18 protein-coding genes are annotated in these 16,780 nt (G+C 67.6%); 3 read left to right on the forward strand and 15 right to left on the reverse strand.

The window, feature by feature from the left end:
- Positions 1 to 10: 10 nt before the first annotated feature.
- The 3 genes from AB0M48_RS20035 to eccB form a co-directional block, all read right to left on the reverse strand.
- Entirely contained in the window at positions 11 to 1,078 is a 1,068-nt protein-coding gene (locus AB0M48_RS20035; protein WP_363843856.1) for a hypothetical protein, read from the reverse strand.
- Positions 1,078 to 1,407 (reverse strand): type VII secretion target, encoded by a 330-nt coding sequence (locus AB0M48_RS20040; protein ID WP_363843859.1) that lies wholly within the window; start codon positions 1,405 to 1,407, stop codon positions 1,078 to 1,080. Before AB0M48_RS20040 ends, AB0M48_RS20035 begins: the two co-directional genes overlap by 1 nt.
- A 101-nt stretch (positions 1,408 to 1,508) precedes the next feature.
- Positions 1,509 to 3,125 (reverse strand): type VII secretion protein EccB, encoded by a 1,617-nt coding sequence (gene eccB, locus AB0M48_RS20045; protein ID WP_363843862.1) that lies wholly within the window; start codon positions 3,123 to 3,125, stop codon positions 1,509 to 1,511.
- A gap of 117 nt (positions 3,126 to 3,242) precedes the next feature.
- Between eccB and eccE the strand changes: the two genes are divergently transcribed.
- The 3 genes from eccE (at position 3,243) to AB0M48_RS20060 (ending at position 7,150) form a co-directional block, all read left to right on the forward strand.
- Positions 3,243 to 4,607: a type VII secretion protein EccE gene (gene eccE / locus AB0M48_RS20050; protein WP_363843866.1), complete on the forward strand. Its 1,365-nt coding sequence runs from the start codon at positions 3,243 to 3,245 to the stop codon at positions 4,605 to 4,607.
- Positions 4,604 to 5,332 (forward strand): hypothetical protein, encoded by a 729-nt coding sequence (locus AB0M48_RS20055; protein WP_319986026.1) that lies wholly within the window; start codon positions 4,604 to 4,606, stop codon positions 5,330 to 5,332. Before eccE ends, AB0M48_RS20055 begins: the two co-directional genes overlap by 4 nt.
- Before the next feature lie 255 nt (positions 5,333 to 5,587).
- On the forward strand, positions 5,588 to 7,150 hold the full coding sequence (locus tag AB0M48_RS20060; protein ID WP_363843870.1) for a S8 family peptidase: 1,563 nt from the start codon (positions 5,588 to 5,590) through the stop codon (positions 7,148 to 7,150).
- A gap of 933 nt (positions 7,151 to 8,083) precedes the next feature.
- Here AB0M48_RS20060 and truA read toward each other — a convergent pair.
- The 12 genes from truA to secY all read right to left on the reverse strand — a co-directional run bounded on the left by truA (position 8,084) and on the right by secY (position 16,414).
- Entirely contained in the window at positions 8,084 to 8,878 is a 795-nt protein-coding gene (gene truA, locus AB0M48_RS20065) for a tRNA pseudouridine(38-40) synthase TruA (RefSeq protein ID WP_363843873.1), read from the reverse strand.
- 56 nt (positions 8,879 to 8,934) lie between these two features.
- Positions 8,935 to 9,507 (reverse strand): 50S ribosomal protein L17, encoded by a 573-nt coding sequence (rplQ, locus tag AB0M48_RS20070; protein ID WP_363843877.1) that lies wholly within the window; start codon positions 9,505 to 9,507, stop codon positions 8,935 to 8,937.
- A gap of 51 nt (positions 9,508 to 9,558) precedes the next feature.
- Positions 9,559 to 10,617: a DNA-directed RNA polymerase subunit alpha gene (locus tag AB0M48_RS20075; RefSeq protein WP_319990350.1), complete on the reverse strand. Its 1,059-nt coding sequence runs from the start codon at positions 10,615 to 10,617 to the stop codon at positions 9,559 to 9,561.
- 152 nt (positions 10,618 to 10,769) lie between these two features.
- A complete protein-coding gene (rpsD, locus tag AB0M48_RS20080; RefSeq protein WP_090074346.1) occupies positions 10,770 to 11,375 on the reverse strand; it encodes a 30S ribosomal protein S4 in 606 nt (201 codons plus the stop codon).
- A gap of 23 nt (positions 11,376 to 11,398) precedes the next feature.
- Entirely contained in the window at positions 11,399 to 11,806 is a 408-nt protein-coding gene (rpsK, locus tag AB0M48_RS20085; protein WP_030478320.1) for a 30S ribosomal protein S11, read from the reverse strand.
- A 37-nt stretch (positions 11,807 to 11,843) separates the two neighbouring features.
- The gene (gene rpsM / locus AB0M48_RS20090; RefSeq protein ID WP_030478319.1) at positions 11,844 to 12,224 is read right to left on the reverse strand and encodes a 30S ribosomal protein S13; all 381 of its coding nucleotides are present in this window, start codon (positions 12,222 to 12,224) and stop codon (positions 11,844 to 11,846) included.
- 216 nt (positions 12,225 to 12,440) lie between these two features.
- Complete coding sequence (rpmJ, locus tag AB0M48_RS20095) at positions 12,441 to 12,554, reverse strand: 50S ribosomal protein L36 (protein ID WP_010148647.1); 114 nt, start codon at positions 12,552 to 12,554, stop codon at positions 12,441 to 12,443.
- A 25-nt stretch (positions 12,555 to 12,579) separates the two neighbouring features.
- The gene (infA, locus tag AB0M48_RS20100; protein ID WP_005166804.1) at positions 12,580 to 12,801 is read right to left on the reverse strand and encodes a translation initiation factor IF-1; all 222 of its coding nucleotides are present in this window, start codon (positions 12,799 to 12,801) and stop codon (positions 12,580 to 12,582) included.
- A gap of 122 nt (positions 12,802 to 12,923) precedes the next feature.
- Entirely contained in the window at positions 12,924 to 13,598 is a 675-nt protein-coding gene (locus AB0M48_RS20105) for a hypothetical protein (protein WP_363843884.1), read from the reverse strand.
- Positions 13,599 to 13,718: 120 nt separating this feature from the next.
- Positions 13,719 to 14,495: a type I methionyl aminopeptidase gene (gene map, locus AB0M48_RS20110; protein WP_319990348.1), complete on the reverse strand. Its 777-nt coding sequence runs from the start codon at positions 14,493 to 14,495 to the stop codon at positions 13,719 to 13,721.
- A gap of 59 nt (positions 14,496 to 14,554) precedes the next feature.
- Positions 14,555 to 15,103, reverse strand: a complete 549-nt coding sequence (locus AB0M48_RS20115) for an adenylate kinase (protein ID WP_090074342.1) — start codon at positions 15,101 to 15,103, stop codon at positions 14,555 to 14,557.
- Entirely contained in the window at positions 15,104 to 16,414 is a 1,311-nt protein-coding gene (secY, locus tag AB0M48_RS20120) for a preprotein translocase subunit SecY (RefSeq protein ID WP_090074434.1), read from the reverse strand.
- Positions 16,415 to 16,780: the final 366 nt, after the last annotated feature.

Below are 16,780 nucleotides of genomic sequence, written 5' to 3' on the forward strand. Positions count from 1 at the left end.
GGCAGAAGTTTCAGTCGTCGTCACCGATCGTCTTCGGCGCGGCCTTCTTGGGTTTGCCGAGCAGGTCCTCGATCGAGCCGGTGAGCCGTTGCTTCGGCTTGTGCTCCTTGTCGCCGCCCTGCTGCCCGCCGCCCATGCCACCCATCATCGGCGCCATGCCGCCCATCATGCCGCCCGCAGGGGCCCCAGAACGGCCACCAGCGGCCGCGGCGGGCTGAGCCGCCCCAGCCCCCTTGTCCGCCAGCGGAACCTGCTCAGCGACTCCTGTGGCGCCTCCGAACTGCATCGGCTGGGCCGCGGCAGCAGGCGCGCCGACCGAGCCGACACCACCGCCGACTCCTCCGCCGACACCGCCACCGCCTCCGCCGACCGAGCCGCCCGGCGACGCACCCGTGCCCGCAGCGGCCGTGGCCGAGGCCCTGGCCGGTTCGGGCATCGTGGTCTCCGGCTTGGCGGGCGCCGTGTAGGTCCAGTTCTGCTCGGGGTACTTGTGCTCCATCCGCACGGCACCGAAGCCACCGGCCTCACCGGAAACCCCGTCGCACAGCTTCAGGAACGCCTCCAGCACCTGCCGCGCGGACTCGTGCAGTTCGCGAACGGGATGCTTGAGCTCCTCGATGTGCCGGATCGCGCGCTGGTCGCCGTCCAGCGGCAGCGCGGCCGTTCCGGACACCGAGTCGGCGGCATCGGCCAGCACGTGCGCCATGTCCTGCACGATGACGCGAACGCCGTCCGCGGTCTCCTCCAGCGCGTCCGCCATGGCGTTCATCGCGTCGGACATGTCACCGCCCGCGAGCCCGACCTTGCGCATGTGGTCGAGGAACGCGTCGGCGTCCTTGCCCTCCCACCGCGCGTCGACCCCGCCCAGCGGCGCCGAGACGTGCTTGGTGACCGCCTCGGTCACCTTCGCGGCCTTGCGCCAGCGTTCGGCTTCCTCGCGCAGGTCGTTCCAGTCGCCCACCAGCGGGTCGAAGAAGTCGTGCACGAGGTCCACGACGCCGAGCTTGCGGCTGACCTGCGAGAGGTAGTCGAGCTCGGGACCGACCTCTGCCGCGATCTGCTTGCCGTCCTTGGCCATCACAGCTCCCCGTACCGCCGGTCGGCCTTCTTGATGGCCCGCAGACTTTCCTCGTCGCCTTGCCCGTACTGCTTCGCGACGGCGTGCAGTCCCTTGGCGGCCGCGTCGAGCGCGTCACAGGCGCGGGCGAGCTGCGAGTTGAGCAACTCGGCCGCACGCGCGTACCCCTGAGCCGTGCCGACGGTTCTGCCGATCTCGCCGAACGACTGCGGGCGCAGCGGGGACACCTTCATGGCGTCCCGCACCCGCCTCAGGTCATCCGTCGTCCCGTCGATGCGGTCGGCGTACTTCTCCAACCACTCGGCATCGACGCTGATACGACCGGCCACAGCTAGTCCCCCTACGACACTCCGGGTGCTGAGCGTGGTGGCGGTCACCGCCCACCACGCTTCTGTCCGCATTCGACGGTGATGCACCCGGAGCGGTTCCGCTACTTCTGCTGAACCGCCTGCGGATCCTTGATGGTGCCCTTGGGCGCCGGGATGGAGTCGTAGCTGCGGTTCGCCTCGTTCTTGTTGAGCTGCGGTCCCATCGGCAGCAGGCTCAGGATCTGGTTCGGTGCCGGCGGGAAGCTCCCGTCGAGCCCCAGCGCCGTCGCCGTGGCCGCGTCCGGGACGCCGTAGCGGACACCGCGACCCGTGACGACCTGCACCGGGCCGGTCCCGAAGTCGTTCTTGCCCTGGCTCGCCCGCACGACGGCGGCCTTGCCCGGCAGCATCAGGAACTGGTCGATGATCTCGCCACCCGCGCCCGGCGCACCGAGCTCGGCCGGGGTCATCTCCTTCGGGCCCGGCAGTGCGGAACCGATCGTCACCGAGGTGTGCTCGGCCCTGTTGTCCGCCGCGACGTTCTCGGCCTTCCAGCCCAGGCACAGGACGACGTTGTTGGCGTTGGGCTCGAGCGTGGTGGGGATCTTGGTCGGGTACGAGTCGAGCGCGAGCGGGTTCTTCGGGTCCCGGTGGTCCGCGATCGCGCTCGGCGAGAGCTTGATGGCCTGCCGGTTGTTCGAGTACGCCCAGCGCAGCAGGTCGCCGACGGTCTCCTCGACGGTCTGGAAGCCGTCCTCCAGCGCGACCATGGACTCGAAGCCGTTCTGCCGCTCGACTTGGACGACCTCACCGATGTTGACCTTGGTCTCGGTGACGTACGTCGCCGGCTTGCCCTGGTTCGGCATGACCGGCGCGGTCAGCGGAGCGACCTCGGGGATCGCGTTCAGCAACGCCGTGCTGATCGCACGGGGCTTCTTGTTCTTCAGCTTCAGGGCGTTGAGCGCCTTGTCGTTCTTCAGGTCCACCTCGGCGCGGACCGTCGACGACGAGATGTCCCGCAGGGACTGGGGCGTCTTGTAGATCAGGTACGCCTTCTTCGCGCCCGTGCGCTGCTGGACCAGCACCGCCTCGCCGCCCAGGTCCGGGTTGCCACCGCTCACACCCGCGATCACGGAGGTCTTGATCTGGTTCTCCGCCGCCTGGTCCTCGCGGAACTTGTCCAGCTGGAGGGTGTCGCAGACCGACCACTGCGCGTCGATGCGGAGGTCCTGCTTCGGCAACACGTCCGGCGCGTCCGGCAGACCGGTGAGCCTGCCCCGCGGCAGGTTCGCCAGAGCCTTCTCGCTCACGAGCTTCGGGGTGCCGCCGGCCGCCTCCGCCGCGGCGCCCGCCGTGCCGGCCGGTGCGTCACCGCCGCCCTGGCCCTGCTGGGCGTCGGGGCTGTTGCGCGAGAGCCAGAGCAGCCGGGCCGACGCCAGGTTCGTCATCGGGATCAGCCGCCGCGGCGCGCTGTCCACGACGTAGACCTGGCCGGTCTCCTTGCTGATGGCGATCTGCGTCTGGTCGTCGAGCCTCGGTGCCGGGCTGAAGAGCCCGATCACGAGGAACACGATCAGACCGAGGACGCCCAGCACCACACCCACCGCTGTAGCACGCGAGTGGTTGCGCATGGGGTCGTGCAGCATCACTGCGTCTCTGCGGACCAGAGCGGACTGCATCCGCCGCAGGACGAACTGGTAGGCCTGGACCTGTGCCTTGGTGGTGGGTGTTGATGCCATTCTCGGCTCGCTGCTCTCCCAGTCGCGGTACGGTTCGGCAGGATAGCCGGACGCAGGTTGCTCCGTGGGCCGGTTCGCCAAGCCCACCGACCATCGAGGGGAAAGAGACCACAACGGATGTCCGTGACCACTCCACATCCGCCCCGGCCCAACCCAGGGATGGCACGGCCGCCGCAGGGACCCGCAGGTCCTGGCCAGCAGGCACCCGCGCCTCCGCGTCCGGTCGGGCGTGTCCGTCGCAGAGCCGCCGGCGTGAGCCTCGGCTCTTTGCCCGTCTCGAACGTAGTCACGATCGAGGTCGGTCTCGCCATCGCCCTCCTCGTGCTCACGATCATGGGCGTGAAGAACGACGCCGGCGCGCTGAACGTCGTCTCCGTCTCGATCGCCGGCGGTGTGCTCCTCGTCGCACTGATCCTGGCGTTCACCCGATCGCGCGGCCGCTGGCTCACCCAGTGGATCGGCGTCCGGCTGCGCTACAACTTCCGGTCGCACAGCCGCACCGCGAAGCGCGTGCAGTCGCAGGAGTCCAAGCCCGGTGACGACGAGATGCAGGTGCTCGGCCCGGAGGACCCGCGCGTCGCGTTGCTGCGCCTCGCCATTCCGGACCTGGTGATCGCGAAAGGCGTCGACCACGAACGCCGTCCGCTCGCGCTGTCGTGGCACGACGGCGTGTGGACCGCGGTGCTGCTGGTCGACCCGACGCCGCCGCTGATCTCCGCGGTCGGCTCGGCCCCGTCACTGCCCCTGGGAGCGCTCACACCGTGCCTGGAGGACCGCGGTGTCGTGCTCGACGCGATCACCGTGATCTGGCACTGCTACCCCGGCAGCGCGGCACTTCCGCCGAACTCGCCGGCCGTCAGCTCGTACATGGAGGTGCTCGGCCCGCTGCCCGCGGCGGCCCGGCGCACCACGTGGATCACGGTCCGGCTGGACCCGCGCCGCTGCGGCGAGGCGATCCGCGAGCGCGGCGGCGGCGTCGTCGGCGCGCACCGGGCGCTGATCGGCGCGTTGTCCCGCGTCCGCAACGCCCTGGAGTCCGCGGGCGTCACGATCCGTCCGCTCGACTCGGACGAACTGCTGCGCGCGGCGATCTCGTCGGCCGAGCTCACCGCGGCCGTCGGCAACACGAACCCGGTGTCGCTGCGGGAGAAGTGGGCGGGCGTCACCGCGGGTGGCGTCGGTCACGCGAGCTACGCGATCACCGGCTGGCCGTCCAAGGGCCTCAAGGGCAACCTGAACTCGCTGACCGGTGTGCGCGCTCTCTCGTCGACGCTCGCGATGTCGATCTCGCCGTCCCGCGAGGACGGTCAGGTCTCGCTGCGCGGCCTGGTGCGGGTGAGCGCCCGCACGCCGAGCGAGCTGGACCGCGCCGAGGACCAGCTGTCCAAGCTGGGCGACAAGCTCGACATCACGCTGACCCCGTTGCGGGGCATGCAGCTCGCGGGCCTCGCCGCGACGCTGCCGCTGGGAGGTGTGGCATGAGCTCGTCGTCCCGTCTGCTCGACACGCGTGGTCGCGGCGCGGTGGCACCGGAATTCCTGGTGTCGCCGAACATGCTCGACCTGGTCAGCCCCAGCGGCGACCGCGGCGGCATGATGCTCGGCCAGGGCACGAAGGGCGAGCCGCTCAGCGTGTCCGTGCTGCGCCCGACGCCGACCCGCATGGTGGTCGTCGGCGGCCTGTACCTGGCCCGCCAGATCGCGTTGCGCGCCATGGCGACCGGAGCGTGGATCATCATCGCGACGGGCCGCCCGCAGGCGTGGCAGCCGGTGGTGCGCGCGGCAGGCCAGGGCCCGGACGGCCGTCCGTCTCAGCTGGTGCAGCTGCGCCGGCTGTCCCCGGCGGACCTCCCGCGCCCGACGGAAGACATGCCGCTGCTCGTGATCCACGACGGCGGCCACGTCCCGCAGGAGCTGTTCCCGCCGCGCGCGCCGTGGCAGACCACGATGTACGTGCTGCCGTACCTGCACCCGCAGGCGTCGTCCACGGCGAACAACGCGGACCTCGTGCTCCTGCAGCGCCTCCCGATGGGCCAGGCGCAGCTCGCCGGTCAGATGTGGCGCCTGCGCCCGCAGATGTTCCAGCAGCTCACCCAGCTCAAGGACGACCAGGTCATCGCGATGGGCCAGGACATGTGGGCGCACCTGCGCCTCTACACGACCCCGGCCGAACAGCAGATCCTCGGCGCAGTCCGCCGAGGCGATTGAGAGGAGCACCCGATCGCCCGCCCGGGCCGATTGAGACGCTCCACGAAATAGGCGAAACTTGCGCCCCGAACGGTTCATCGTTCGGGGCGCAATTGTTTTGTAAATAGATCAGCGGCACCAACTGATTCACATGATCAGGCAAATCTGTTGATTCGGCATTCGAAGGCAATTTCGTGGACCTTCTTGTGCGAAATCAGTCCGCGCCACTAAGAAAACTCTCACCTGCACAACCCTGCGACGAGGGAGCTTGCTGCTATGGGAGAATCGTGGGCCAGACGAGCGGCTGGAATCGGGCTGGTGGCGGGCACTGCGCTCGTCCTGTCGTCCGTCTCCGCCACCGCTGCGCCCGAGGGGGAGATTCGCAACCTCGGTGCGTCCAACGCGGTCAAGGACAACTACATAGTCGTGCTGAAGGACATGAGCACGTCCAGCGTGGACAGCCTCAGCGCTAAGTACGGCGCGAAGGTGAAGCACTCGTACAAGTCCGCTTTGCGCGGTTTCTCGGCGCAGATGTCCGAATCCCAGGCGAAGCGCCTGGCAGCAGATCCGGCAGTCGCCTACGTCGAACAGGACGGCGAGGTCCGCGTCTCCGACACACAGGCCCCGACCCCGTCGTGGGGCCTCGACCGCATCGACCAGCGCACGCTCCCGCTGGACAACAGCTACACCTACCCGAACCGCGGCGCGGGCGTCACCGCGTACATCATCGACACCGGCATCCGCCTCACCCACACCGACTTCGGCGGCCGCGCGGTGTCCGGAGCCGACACCGTCGACAACGACGCGGACGCCTCGGACTGCAACGGCCACGGAACCCACGTCGCGGGCACCGTGGGCGGCACGAAGTTCGGCGTCGCGAAGGACGTGAAGCTGGTAGCCGTCCGAGTCCTGAACTGCTCCGGCAGCGGCACCTTCGCGGGCGTCATCGCGGGCATCGACTGGGTCACCGCCGACGTCCAGGCCAACCCGGCCCGCAAGCCCGCGGTGGCCAACATGTCCCTGGGCGGCGGCGCCAACCAGACAGTCGACGACGCCGTAGCCCGCTCCATCGCCGCAGGCGTCACCTACGGCCTGGCAGCCGGCAACGACAACGGCGGCAACGCCTGCAACACGTCCCCGGCCCGAACCCCGGCAGCCATCACCGTGGGCTCAACGGACCGCACCGACGCCCGCAGCTCGTTCTCGAACCTCGGCAGCTGCCTCGACATCTTCGCCCCGGGCCGCGACATCACGAGCGCCTGGCTCACGAACGACGACGCCACCAACACCATCAGCGGCACCTCAATGGCCACCCCGCACGTCGTAGGCGCGGCAGCCGTCTACCTGGGCTCGTCCCCGACGGCAACCCCGCAGCAGGTCCGCGACGCCCTGGTGGAGAACGCCAGCTCCGACGTGGTCACGAGCCCCGGCACCGGCTCCCCGAACAAGCTCCTCCAGATCACCGGCACGGCCCCCGGCAACCCGCCCGGCCAGTGCCCCGCGATCACCAACGACACCGACACCGCCATCCCGGACGCCAGCGAGGTGAAGTCCCCGATCACCATCGCCGACTGCAACGGCAAGGCCAGCACCACCGGCTCCGTGAAGGTGGCCATCAAGCACACCTACCGAGGCGACCTGGAACTGGCCCTGATCTCCCCCTCGGGCATCGTGAAGGTCCTGAAGGTCAGCAACGGCTCAGACAGCGCTGACGACCTCAACGCCACCTACGCCGTGAACGTGTCCGCAGAGGACGCCAACGGCACCTGGCAACTGCGAGTCCGCGACACCTACCGCCAGGACACGGGCCACATCGACTCGTGGACGCTCGACATCTGATACCAGCCGCAACACCCAGGAGCCCCCGGTACCACCCGCCGGGGGCTCCTCCCTTTTGCGGGAGGGCAGGCAGGCTGACGCAGGGGTCCCCCCTCGCGCAGAGTCCCCCGCGACCCAACGTACAGAGCAGGTCTGACACTCCGACGAGGTCGAACAGCGCACAAGCCGAGCTGGGCCAGGAGAGCGGGACGAGCCGGGTTGGGCGGGGACTTGCCGGGCTGGGCAGGGGCTGACCGGGGGCGAGCAGGGCTGGGCGGTACGAGCCATGCGGACGAGCCGAGGCGCGGCACGGCGGCGCTAGGCAAGCAGGCAAGGCAGGGCGGGCGAGCCGGACTGGGCGGGGCTGGCCGGGCGGGCGGGGCGGAGAAGAGCCGAGCCGAGTCGGCGCGTGCCAAGGCAAGACGGCACGAGGCAGACCGGCGCTAGGCAGGGTGAGACGGCCGCGAGGCGGGGCGGGCGAGCGCTGAACCCAAGCCAGGCACCCCGCACGCCCCGGTGAGGGCCTGATCGCACGCGATGCCGAAGGCGAGCCGACTCAACCGCGACGCCGCAGGCCAGCCAGCCAACTCAACCGCGATGCCGAAGGCGAGCCGTCCTTACCAAGCGGTCAGGGTGGGGTGGTCCCGTCACGAGTCGCACCTCAGCCCTTGCTGCATCTGAAGAGGAGGGTCAAGTCGACACGCTCTTCGTCGACTTGACCCTCCTCTTCAGATGTGGCCCGCTCAGGTGCGGCTCGTGACGGGACCACCCCACCACCGCCACCCTCAAAGCAACGCGACTCCGCCCGAAGCAACAGGCGTGCCATCAACCCGCGCGTGGCGCGGGCCGGTCTCGGATCAGATTGTGGGGGGTCTGGGGGGCGGAGTCCCCCAGGAAGCAACGCAACCACACGCCCGCAACCCAACCCACCTACGAACGAGCAACAGGAACGCGTCAACGCTCCAACGTACGAACCCGCCGAGTCATCTCAGCCCGAGCAGCCAACTCATCATCAGCCGGAAAATCCACCCGAACCAACGACAACCCATGCGCCGGAGCCACAGTCACCCCACTAGCCCGCCCACTGAGTGACAACAACGACGAAGGCCACTCAACCGCCTTCCGCCCCTCCCCAACAGCCAGCAACGCCCCGATCAGCGACCGAACCATCGAGTGGCAGAACGCATCAGCGGAAACAAACGCCGTGACCACCCCATCAACCGAAGACCGCACCAGCTCGAGCCGCTGCAGCTCCCGGATGGTCGTAGCCCCTTCACGCCGCTTGCAGAACGCGCAAAAGTCGTGCTCCCCCAACAACAACCCAGCCGCAACGTTCATAGCGCCAACGTCCAGAGGACGAGGCCAGGCAAGGGTGTCCAACCGCCGCAACGGATGCGCCCCGAACGGGGCATCGGTGACCCGGTACTCGTAATGCCGCCGCATCGCAGAAAACCGAGCGTCAAAGGCAGCAGGCACCACCCGAGCAGAGAACACCCGGACATCCGCAGGCAACGCCCGAGCCAGCCGCTTGGGCAGCCCGGCAACATCAACGGCAGCGGGCAGATCAGCGTGAGCGACCTGGCCGGCGGCGTGCACCCCGGCATCGGTGCGCCCGGCGACGGTCAGCGAGACGTCCTCGCGCAACACCATCGACAGCGTGTCCTCGAGGACGCCGCAGACAGTCCGCCGGGACGGCTGCCGGGCCCAGCCGGAGAACTCGGTTCCGTCGTACGCGAGGTCGAACCGCACACGAACGAGCCCGCCGTCCCCGGAGGGAACGACGGGCTCGTCAGCAGGAGAACTGCTCAGGACTGGTCCTTCTTGTCCTTGGCCTCTTCTGCCTCGACGTCCTCGGCCGACGGCTCGCCGTCAACCTCGACAGCGCCCTCGGCGGGCTCGTCGGCGGCGTCCTTCGTCGCGGACTCGGGCGCGTCAGCGTCCTGGTCGACGACCTCGGCGGCCGGCTTCTCGTCCTTGGCGAACTTGGTCTTGCGCGCAGCCTCGGCCTCGGTGGAGACGAGCTTCTGCTGCACCAGCTCGATGATGGCCATGGGGGCGTTGTCGCCCTTGCGCGCCAGCGTCTTGGTGATGCGGGTGTAGCCACCGGAACGGTCGCTGAAGAACGGACCGATCTCGGCGATCAGCTTGTGCACGACGTCCTTGTCGCGGATCACCTTCATGATCTCGCGACGGTTGTGCAGGTCGCCGGCCTTGGCCTTGGAGATGATCTTCTCGGCGTACGGACGCAGCCGCTTCGCCTTGGCCTCAGTGGTCTTGATCCGGCCATGCTGGAACAGCGCCGTCGCCAGGTTGGCGAGCAGCAGCCGCTCGTGCGCCGGAGACCCACCGAGCCGGGGGCCCTTGGTAGGGGTGGGCATCGCTTGCTCCTGTAGTTACTAAAAGAGATCCTCTAGCTCTGAATCAGAGCGTCAGAGCTGCTCGGTCTCCGCGTAGTCCTGACCGTCGTCGTGCGGGTCCAGGCCGGTACCGGCGCCCCAGCCCGTGTCACCGGGGTGGTAGTCGGCAGCAGCCGCGGACGGGTCGAACCCAGGAGGCGAGTCCTTCAGCGCGAGGCCGAGGCCGACGAGCTTCATCTTGACCTCGTCGATCGACTTCGCACCGAAGTTGCGGATGTCCAGCAGGTCCGCCTCGCTGCGCGACACGAGCTCGCCGACGGTGTGGATGCCTTCCCGCTTGAGGCAGTTGTAGGAACGGACCGTGAGGTCCAGATCCTCAATAGGCATCGCGAACGCGGCGATGGTGTCAGCCTCGGCCGGCGACGGGCCGATCTCGATGCCCTCGGCGTCGATGTTCAGCTCGCGAGCGAGGCCGAACAGCTCAACCAGGGTCTTACCCGCGGAGGCAACCGCGTCCCTCGGGGTGATCGAGGGCTTGGTCTCCACGTCGAGGATCAGCTTGTCGAAGTCCGTACGCTGCTCGACACGAGTGGCCTCGACCTTGTACGTCACCTTGAGAACCGGCGAGTAGATCGAGTCGACGGGGATGCGGCCGATCTCGGCGCCCGCCTGCTTGTTCTGGACAGCCGGGACGTAGCCGCGACCGCGCTCGACGACGAGCTCGATCTCCAGCTTGCCCTTGCCGTTCAGCGTGGCAATGTGCAGGTCGGGGTTGTGCACGGTGACACCGGCCGGAGGCACGATGTCGCCCGCGGTCACCACACCGGGGCCCTGCTTGCGCAGGTACATGGTCACCGGCTCGTCCTCTTCGGACGAGACGACGAGCTCCTTCAGGTTCAGGATGACGTCGGTGACGTCCTCCTTCACCCCGGGAACCGTGGTGAACTCGTGCAGCACGCCGTCGATGCGGATGCTCGTGACAGCAGCACCGGGGATCGACGAGAGCAGCGTGCGGCGAATCGAGTTGCCGAGCGTGTAACCGAAGCCCGGCTCCAGCGGTTCGATGACGAACCGGGAACGGGTCTCGGAGACCGCTTCCTCGCCGAGCGAGGGGCGCTGGGAAATCAGCACTGGGTTCTACCTTTCCGACAACGACGCCCGCTATTTGACGCCGTCAACAACAGCCAGCCACGAGGACCGGCAAACGCACTCGGCACACCCTTCGCGCCGATGCGGGACCCGACCCGAGCCACCGTCCAAAGCAGACGGTGGCTCGGAGAGGATCACTTCGAGTAGAGCTCGACGATGAGCTGCTCGGTGACAGGCGTGTCGATCTGCGCGCGCTCGGGCAGCTGGTGCACGAGGATGCGCAGGTTCGAGGACACGACCTGCAGCCAAGCGGGAATCGGGCGGTCACCGAAGGACGCGCGCGCAGCCTCGAAGGGCAGCGTCGGCATGGACTTCGGCTTCACGTCGATGATGTCGAACTTCGACACCTGGTAGCTCGGGATGTTCACCTTGTGGCCGTTGACCAGGAAGTGACCGTGGCTGACCAGCTGGCGAGCCTGGCGACGCGTGCGGGCGAGGCCCGCGCGGTACACCACGTTGTCGAGGCGAGCCTCGAGGATCTGGAGCAGGTTCTCGCCGGTCTTGCCCGGGCGACGAACCGCTTCCTTGTAGTAGCGGACGAACTGCTTCTCGAGCACGCCGTAGGTGTAGCGAGCCTTCTGCTTCTCCTGGAGCTGCAGCAGGTACTCGGACTCCTTGACCCGGCCACGACCGTGCTGGCCGGGCGGGTACGGACGGCGCTCGAACGCCTGGTCCCCACCAACGAGGTCAACCTTCAGACGACGCGAGATGCGCGTCGCGGGTCCCGTATAACGAGCCATTAGTTCTTACTCCTCCCCGTGCCTCAGACCCGGCGCCGCTTGGGCGGGCGGCAGCCGTTGTGGGGCTGCGGGGTCACGTCCTGAATGGTGCCGACCTCGAGACCGGCGGCCTGCAGCGAACGGATCGCGGTCTCACGGCCGGAGCCGGGACCCTTGACGAACACGTCCACCTTGCGCATGCCGTGCTCGGCGGCCTTGCGGGCGGCGTTCTCGGCAGCCATCTGCGCCGCGAACGGCGTGGACTTGCGCGAGCCCTTGAAGCCCACGTGGCCGGCAGACGCCCAGCTGATCACGTTGCCCAGCGGGTCCGTGATGGACACGATGGTGTTGTTGAACGTGCTCTTGATGTGCGCCTGGCCGTGCGAGACGTTCTTCTTTTCCTTGCGCCGGATCTTCTTGACCCCGGCGCCCGTGCGGGACTTGGGTGGCAAAACGAACTCCTAAGTTGAGGGCAGCAGACGCGAGGTCTTACTTCTTGCCGGCCTTCTTCTTGCCGGCCACGGTCTTCTTCGGACCCTTGCGGGTACGGGCGTTCGTCTTCGTGCGCTGCCCACGAACGGGCAGGCCGCGACGGTGCCGAAGACCCTCGTAGCAACCGATCTCCATCTTGCGACGGATGTCGGCCGCGACCTCACGGCGAAGGTCACCCTCGACCTTGTAGTTCGTCTCGATGTGGTCCCGCAGCTTGGCGAGGTCGTCGTCCGTCAGATCCTTCACCCGGAGGTCCGGGGAGATCTCCGTGGCGGTGAGCAGCTCCTTGGAGCGCGTACGACCGATGCCGAAGATGTAGGTGAGCGCGATCTCCATCCGCTTTTCGCGGGGGAGGTCGACGCCAGCGAGTCGTGCCATGTGGCGGTTAACTCCTGTCGATTACTTCCAGGTCTGCTCCTCGCCCAATTCCGGAGACTGACTCGCTGTCTGTCGTTCCGACTGCTCTCACAGCCGGTGTCCCGGCCCCGGCCTGGAATCCGGGGGTGTCCGCACGCATGGAGCCCGTGCGGTAGGTGCGAGGAGTTTCTTGTTACTGCGTCATCGAAAGACCTCGACGAGCGCGAGTGGAACTGCTCAGCCCTGGCGCTGCTTGTGGCGCAGGTTCTCGCAGATCACCATGACCCGGCCGTGACGGCGGATCACCTTGCACTTGTCGCAGATCTTCTTGACGCTCGGCTGAACCTTCACGCCTGAGATCTCCTGCTACTGGAGGTCACTTGTAGCGGTAGACGATGCGCCCGCGGGACAGGTCGTAGGGCGAGAGCTCCACGACAACCCGGTCCTCAGGGAGGATGCGGATGTAGTGCTGTCGCATCTTGCCGCTGATGTGCGCGAGTACCTTGTGACCGTTCTCCAACTCGACCCTGAACATCGCGTTGGGGAGCGGCTCGACTACGCGGCCCTCGACCTCAATGGCCCCGTCCTTCTTGCCCATGTCCTCCGCGTTTCGTGACGGTGATATTAACCTTCGGACGCGCGCCACCCCGATTCGATCTGACCTCGGAGGGCACGACTGAACCGGCGCGACTGATGCGCCACCTGACCAGTGTACGCAGCTCACTGCGGCAACCCAAATCGGGTCCTCTCAGAGCCCGTGCCAGGCTGCGCACCCCGTTCGAGCACGGGTCGCAGGCGCGCGATGTCGTTGATCTCGGACTCGTGCCTGCCGAGCACCGACTTCAGCGTCCGCAGGCGCTGAGCGGCGGTCCTCGACCCGTACCCGGTGTCGTCAGAGCACCGCTGAGCTGCGTTGTCGAGCGCGGCGTCGCCGGATCCGATGCCGTAGCTCTCCAGACTCGGATCGCCGGGCCCGCGCTGGGTGAACCCGGCGCGGTCGAGGCAGTGCAGCAACGTCGCCCCGGCGGCCCTCGTCTCGGCGGCCTCCGGCCCTGACTGCAGTAGGACGTCCCACTCCCGCACGACGGCGTCGTGCAGCACCGTGATGCGACTCACCGCGTCGACGTACTCCCACGACGCGGCGGCACGGACGCCGCCCCCGCACCCGCCGTCGACGGGCAGGGGCGGACTGACGAAGTTCGGACGCCGCACGATGACGTCGGAGAACGGCGGTCGGCAGCCCTCCGCCGCCGCGATGGCGTCGGCCAGGAAAATCCGGTCGGCGATGCGCTCCGCCGGGACGTCCTGGTAGGTGAAATCGGTGGCCGGCTTAGAGGCAGCACAGCCTGCAAGTGGAATCAGAAGGGCGGACAGGACGAAACGGGTTACCCCCACAATGCCCCCAAGCATTGGACTCGTTCGTCAACCTCGACCGTATCGGGCCTGACAAACGAAATAGCCCCGTTCACCGGAGGGTGAACGGGGCTACGTCCGAAAGTGTTGGGACGCTTGGCTTTACTCGGGTGCGGTGAGCACCCAGGGGCCGTCCTCGGTGATCGCGACGCTGTGCTCCCAGTGGGCGGCACGCGTGCCGTCGAGCGTGACCACGGTCCAGCCGTCCTCCAGCTCCTGGGAGTCGTCCGTGCCGAGCGTGAGCATCGGCTCGATCGCGATGGCCATGCCGACCTTGAGCCGGGGCCCCTTTCCGGGCTTGCCGAAGTTCGGCAGGAACGGCTCCATGTGCATCTTGGAGCCGATGCCGTGGCCGCCGTAGTCCGCGACGACGCCGTACTCGATGCCGTCGCGCTCCCCCGACTCGATGGCGGAGGACTCGATGGCGAACGAGATGTCCGTCAGCCGGCCGCCGGGCAGCGCGGCCTCGATGCCCGCGAGCATCGACAGCCTGGTCGCCTCGGACAGCTTGTGGTCCGCGGGAGACAGCTCGCCGACGCCGACCGTCACGGCCGAGTCGCCGTGCCAGTCGTCGAGGATCGCGCCGCAGTCGATGGAGATCAGATCGCCCTCGGCCAGCACCTGCGTCTTGCTGGGGATGCCGTGGACGATCTGCTCGTTCACCGAAGCGCAGATGCTCGCCGGGAAGCCGTGGTAGCCCTTGAACGACGGGACGGCGCCGGCGTCGCGGATGGTCTGCTCGGCGATCTCGTCGAGGTCCCAGGTGGAGACCCCGGGCTTCACCGCGTCCACGACGTTCTGCAACGCCCGTGCCACGACGATGCCGGAGGCGCGCATGGCCTCCAGCTGGCCGCGGGTCTTGATCTCGATCTTGCTCATGCCTTCGCGATCTGTTGCACGTGTGACGGCGGAACGGAGCCGGTCGACCAGTCCGCCTGTCACTTCTCGTTCAGCGCGGCGAGTGCCCGTTCGCTGATCTCGTCGATCTCGCCCACCGCGTCGATGGAGATGACCTTCTCCGCGTAGTAGCTCAGCAGCGGCGCGGTCTCGTTGCGGTACACCTGCTGGCGGTGCCGGATGACGTCTTCCTTGTCATCCGTGCGGCCACGCGCGAGCAGCCGCTCGACCACGACGTCCTCGTCGACCCGGAACTCCAGCACCGCGTCGAGCGAGTGGCCACCAACAGCCAGGAACTCGCCCAGCTTGTCGGCCTGGGCCACGTTGCGGGGGAACCCGTCGAGCAGGAACCCGTCCGCGGCGTCGGACTCGGCCAAGCGCTTGCGCACCATCTCGTTCGTGATGGAGTCCGGCACGAGAGCGCCCTCGTCGAGGATGCTCTGCACCTCCAGCCCGAGCTCGGTCTGGTTGCTGATGTGTGACCGGAAGAGGTCGCCCGTCGAGATGTGCGGCACGCCGAGCTTGCGGCTCAGAACTTCGGCCTGGGTGCCCTTGCCCGCACCGGGCGGGCCAACGAGAACGAGTCGCATCTAGCGGAGGAACCCTTCGTAATTGCGCTGCATGAGCTGGCTCTCGATCTGCTTCACGGTGTCGAGACCGACACCGACCATGATCAGAACCGCGGTGCCGCCGAACGGGAAGTTCTGGTTCTGGCCGTCACCGGTCAGGTCCAGGAACAGGTTCGGCAGGATCGCCACGATGCCGAGGTAGAGCGAACCGGGCAGCGTGATGCGGCCCAGGACGAACTTGAGGTACTCGGCGGTGGGACGACCGGGGCGGATGCCGGGGATGAAGCCACCGAACTTCTTCATCTCGTCAGCGCGCTCGTCCGGGTTGAACGTGATGCCGACGTAGAAGTACGTGAAGAAGACGATCAGCAGGAAGTACGAGGCGATGTGCACCCAGCTCGACTGCTTGACCAGGTAGGTCTGAACGAACGTCGAGAACCAGTTCTGCTCGGTCGAGGTGCCCTGGGTGAGGCGCACGATCAGGTCCGGCAGGTACAGCAGCGAAGAGGCGAAGATGACCGGGATGACGCCGGCCTGGTTCACCTTGAGGGGAAGGTACGTCGACGTACCGCCGTACATGCGGCGGCCGATCATGCGCTTGGCGTACTGCACCGGAATGCGACGCTGAGCCTGCTCGACGTAGATGACGCTCGCGATGATGATCAGGGCGGCCACGACGACGAGCGCGAAGGTGAGGCCGCTCTTGTCGAGGATGTTCTTGCCCTCGGCCGGGATGCGGGCGGCGATACCGGTGAAGATCAGCAACGACATGCCGTTGCCGATGCCCTTCTCGGTGATCAGCTCACCCAGCCACATGATGACCGAGGTACCGGCGGTCATGGTGATGACCAGCACGATGAGGGTGAAGATGCTGTCCTTGTTCGGGATGACGTCCTGGTCGCACTCACCGAACAGCTGCCCGCGCACGGCGAGCGCCACGAGACCGGTCGACTGCAGGATCGCGAGCCCGATGGTCAGGTAGCGCGTGTACTGCGTGAGCTTGCCCTGACCAGCCTGTCCTTCCTTCTTCAGCTGCTCGAACCGCGGGATCACCACGGTGAGGAGCTGAATGATGATGCTCGCGGTGATGTAGGGCATGATGCCCAGCGCGAACACGGACAGGTTGAGCAGTGCGCCACCGCTGAACAGGTTGATCAGCGAGTAGATGTTCTGACCTTCGAGCTGTTCAGCACACGCCCGCACGTTCTTGAAGGACACGCCCGGCGCGGGCATGGTCGCACCAAGCCGATACACAATGATGATCCCGAGCGTGAACAGGATCTTCTTGCGTAGATCCGGCGTCGCGAGAGCCGAGCGGAATGCGCCGAGCACGCGAACCTCCTGAGCGTTGCCGACCCCCAGGGACCGGCACATGCGGTAGTTGGCAGGCCGAGTCAGGTAGCCACGACCAAGCAACCCGGAGGACATCCGGGTTCAGCCCGCGACTCTAACAGCCCTCCGGGACCAGCCCGTACCCAGTGGCCAATCACAGGTTCCAACTCGTTGATCTCTGACCGAACCACTAGGCCATCCGGGGTAGCACACGTCACAAATCCGTGCTACCAGCAGCGATTCCACCGTGGGCGAACGTTTGCGTTCACTCCAAAGTTCCCTCAGAAATACCCGCAAAGCGAACCCAGACGAGACACCCAAGCGAGCCGAAAACGAGCAACCAGCCCACCCCAACGCGACGCCGAA

Origin of the sequence: Lentzea sp. NPDC051208, from assembly GCF_040682435.1 — a bacterium.
In the GTDB taxonomy this organism is placed as follows: Bacteria; Actinomycetota; Actinomycetes; order Mycobacteriales; family Pseudonocardiaceae; genus Lentzea; species Lentzea kristufekii.

Bases quoted from the DNA above. Each gene is read 5' to 3' on its own strand.
- rpsM (WP_030478319.1), bottom strand. From the start codon at position 12,224: ATGGCACGACTCGCTGGCGTCGACCTCCCCCGCGAAAAGCGGATGGAG.
- eccE (WP_363843866.1), top strand. From the start codon at position 3,243: ATGTCCGTGACCACTCCACATCCGCCCCGGCCCAACCCAGGGATGGCA.
- rplQ (WP_363843877.1), bottom strand. From the start codon at position 9,507: ATGCCCACCCCTACCAAGGGCCCCCGGCTCGGTGGGTCTCCGGCGCAC.
- eccB (WP_363843862.1), bottom strand. From the start codon at position 3,125: ATGGCATCAACACCCACCACCAAGGCACAGGTCCAGGCCTACCAGTTC.
- AB0M48_RS20035 (WP_363843856.1), bottom strand. From the start codon at position 1,078: ATGGCCAAGGACGGCAAGCAGATCGCGGCAGAGGTCGGTCCCGAGCTC.
- infA (WP_005166804.1), bottom strand. From the start codon at position 12,801: ATGGGCAAGAAGGACGGGGCCATTGAGGTCGAGGGCCGCGTAGTCGAG.
- AB0M48_RS20115 (WP_090074342.1), bottom strand. From the start codon at position 15,103: ATGCGACTCGTTCTCGTTGGCCCGCCCGGTGCGGGCAAGGGCACCCAG.
- map (WP_319990348.1), bottom strand. From the start codon at position 14,495: ATGAGCAAGATCGAGATCAAGACCCGCGGCCAGCTGGAGGCCATGCGC.
- AB0M48_RS20060 (WP_363843870.1), top strand. From the start codon at position 5,588: ATGGGAGAATCGTGGGCCAGACGAGCGGCTGGAATCGGGCTGGTGGCG.
- rpsD (WP_090074346.1), bottom strand. From the start codon at position 11,375: ATGGCTCGTTATACGGGACCCGCGACGCGCATCTCGCGTCGTCTGAAG.
- AB0M48_RS20055 (WP_319986026.1), top strand. From the start codon at position 4,604: ATGAGCTCGTCGTCCCGTCTGCTCGACACGCGTGGTCGCGGCGCGGTG.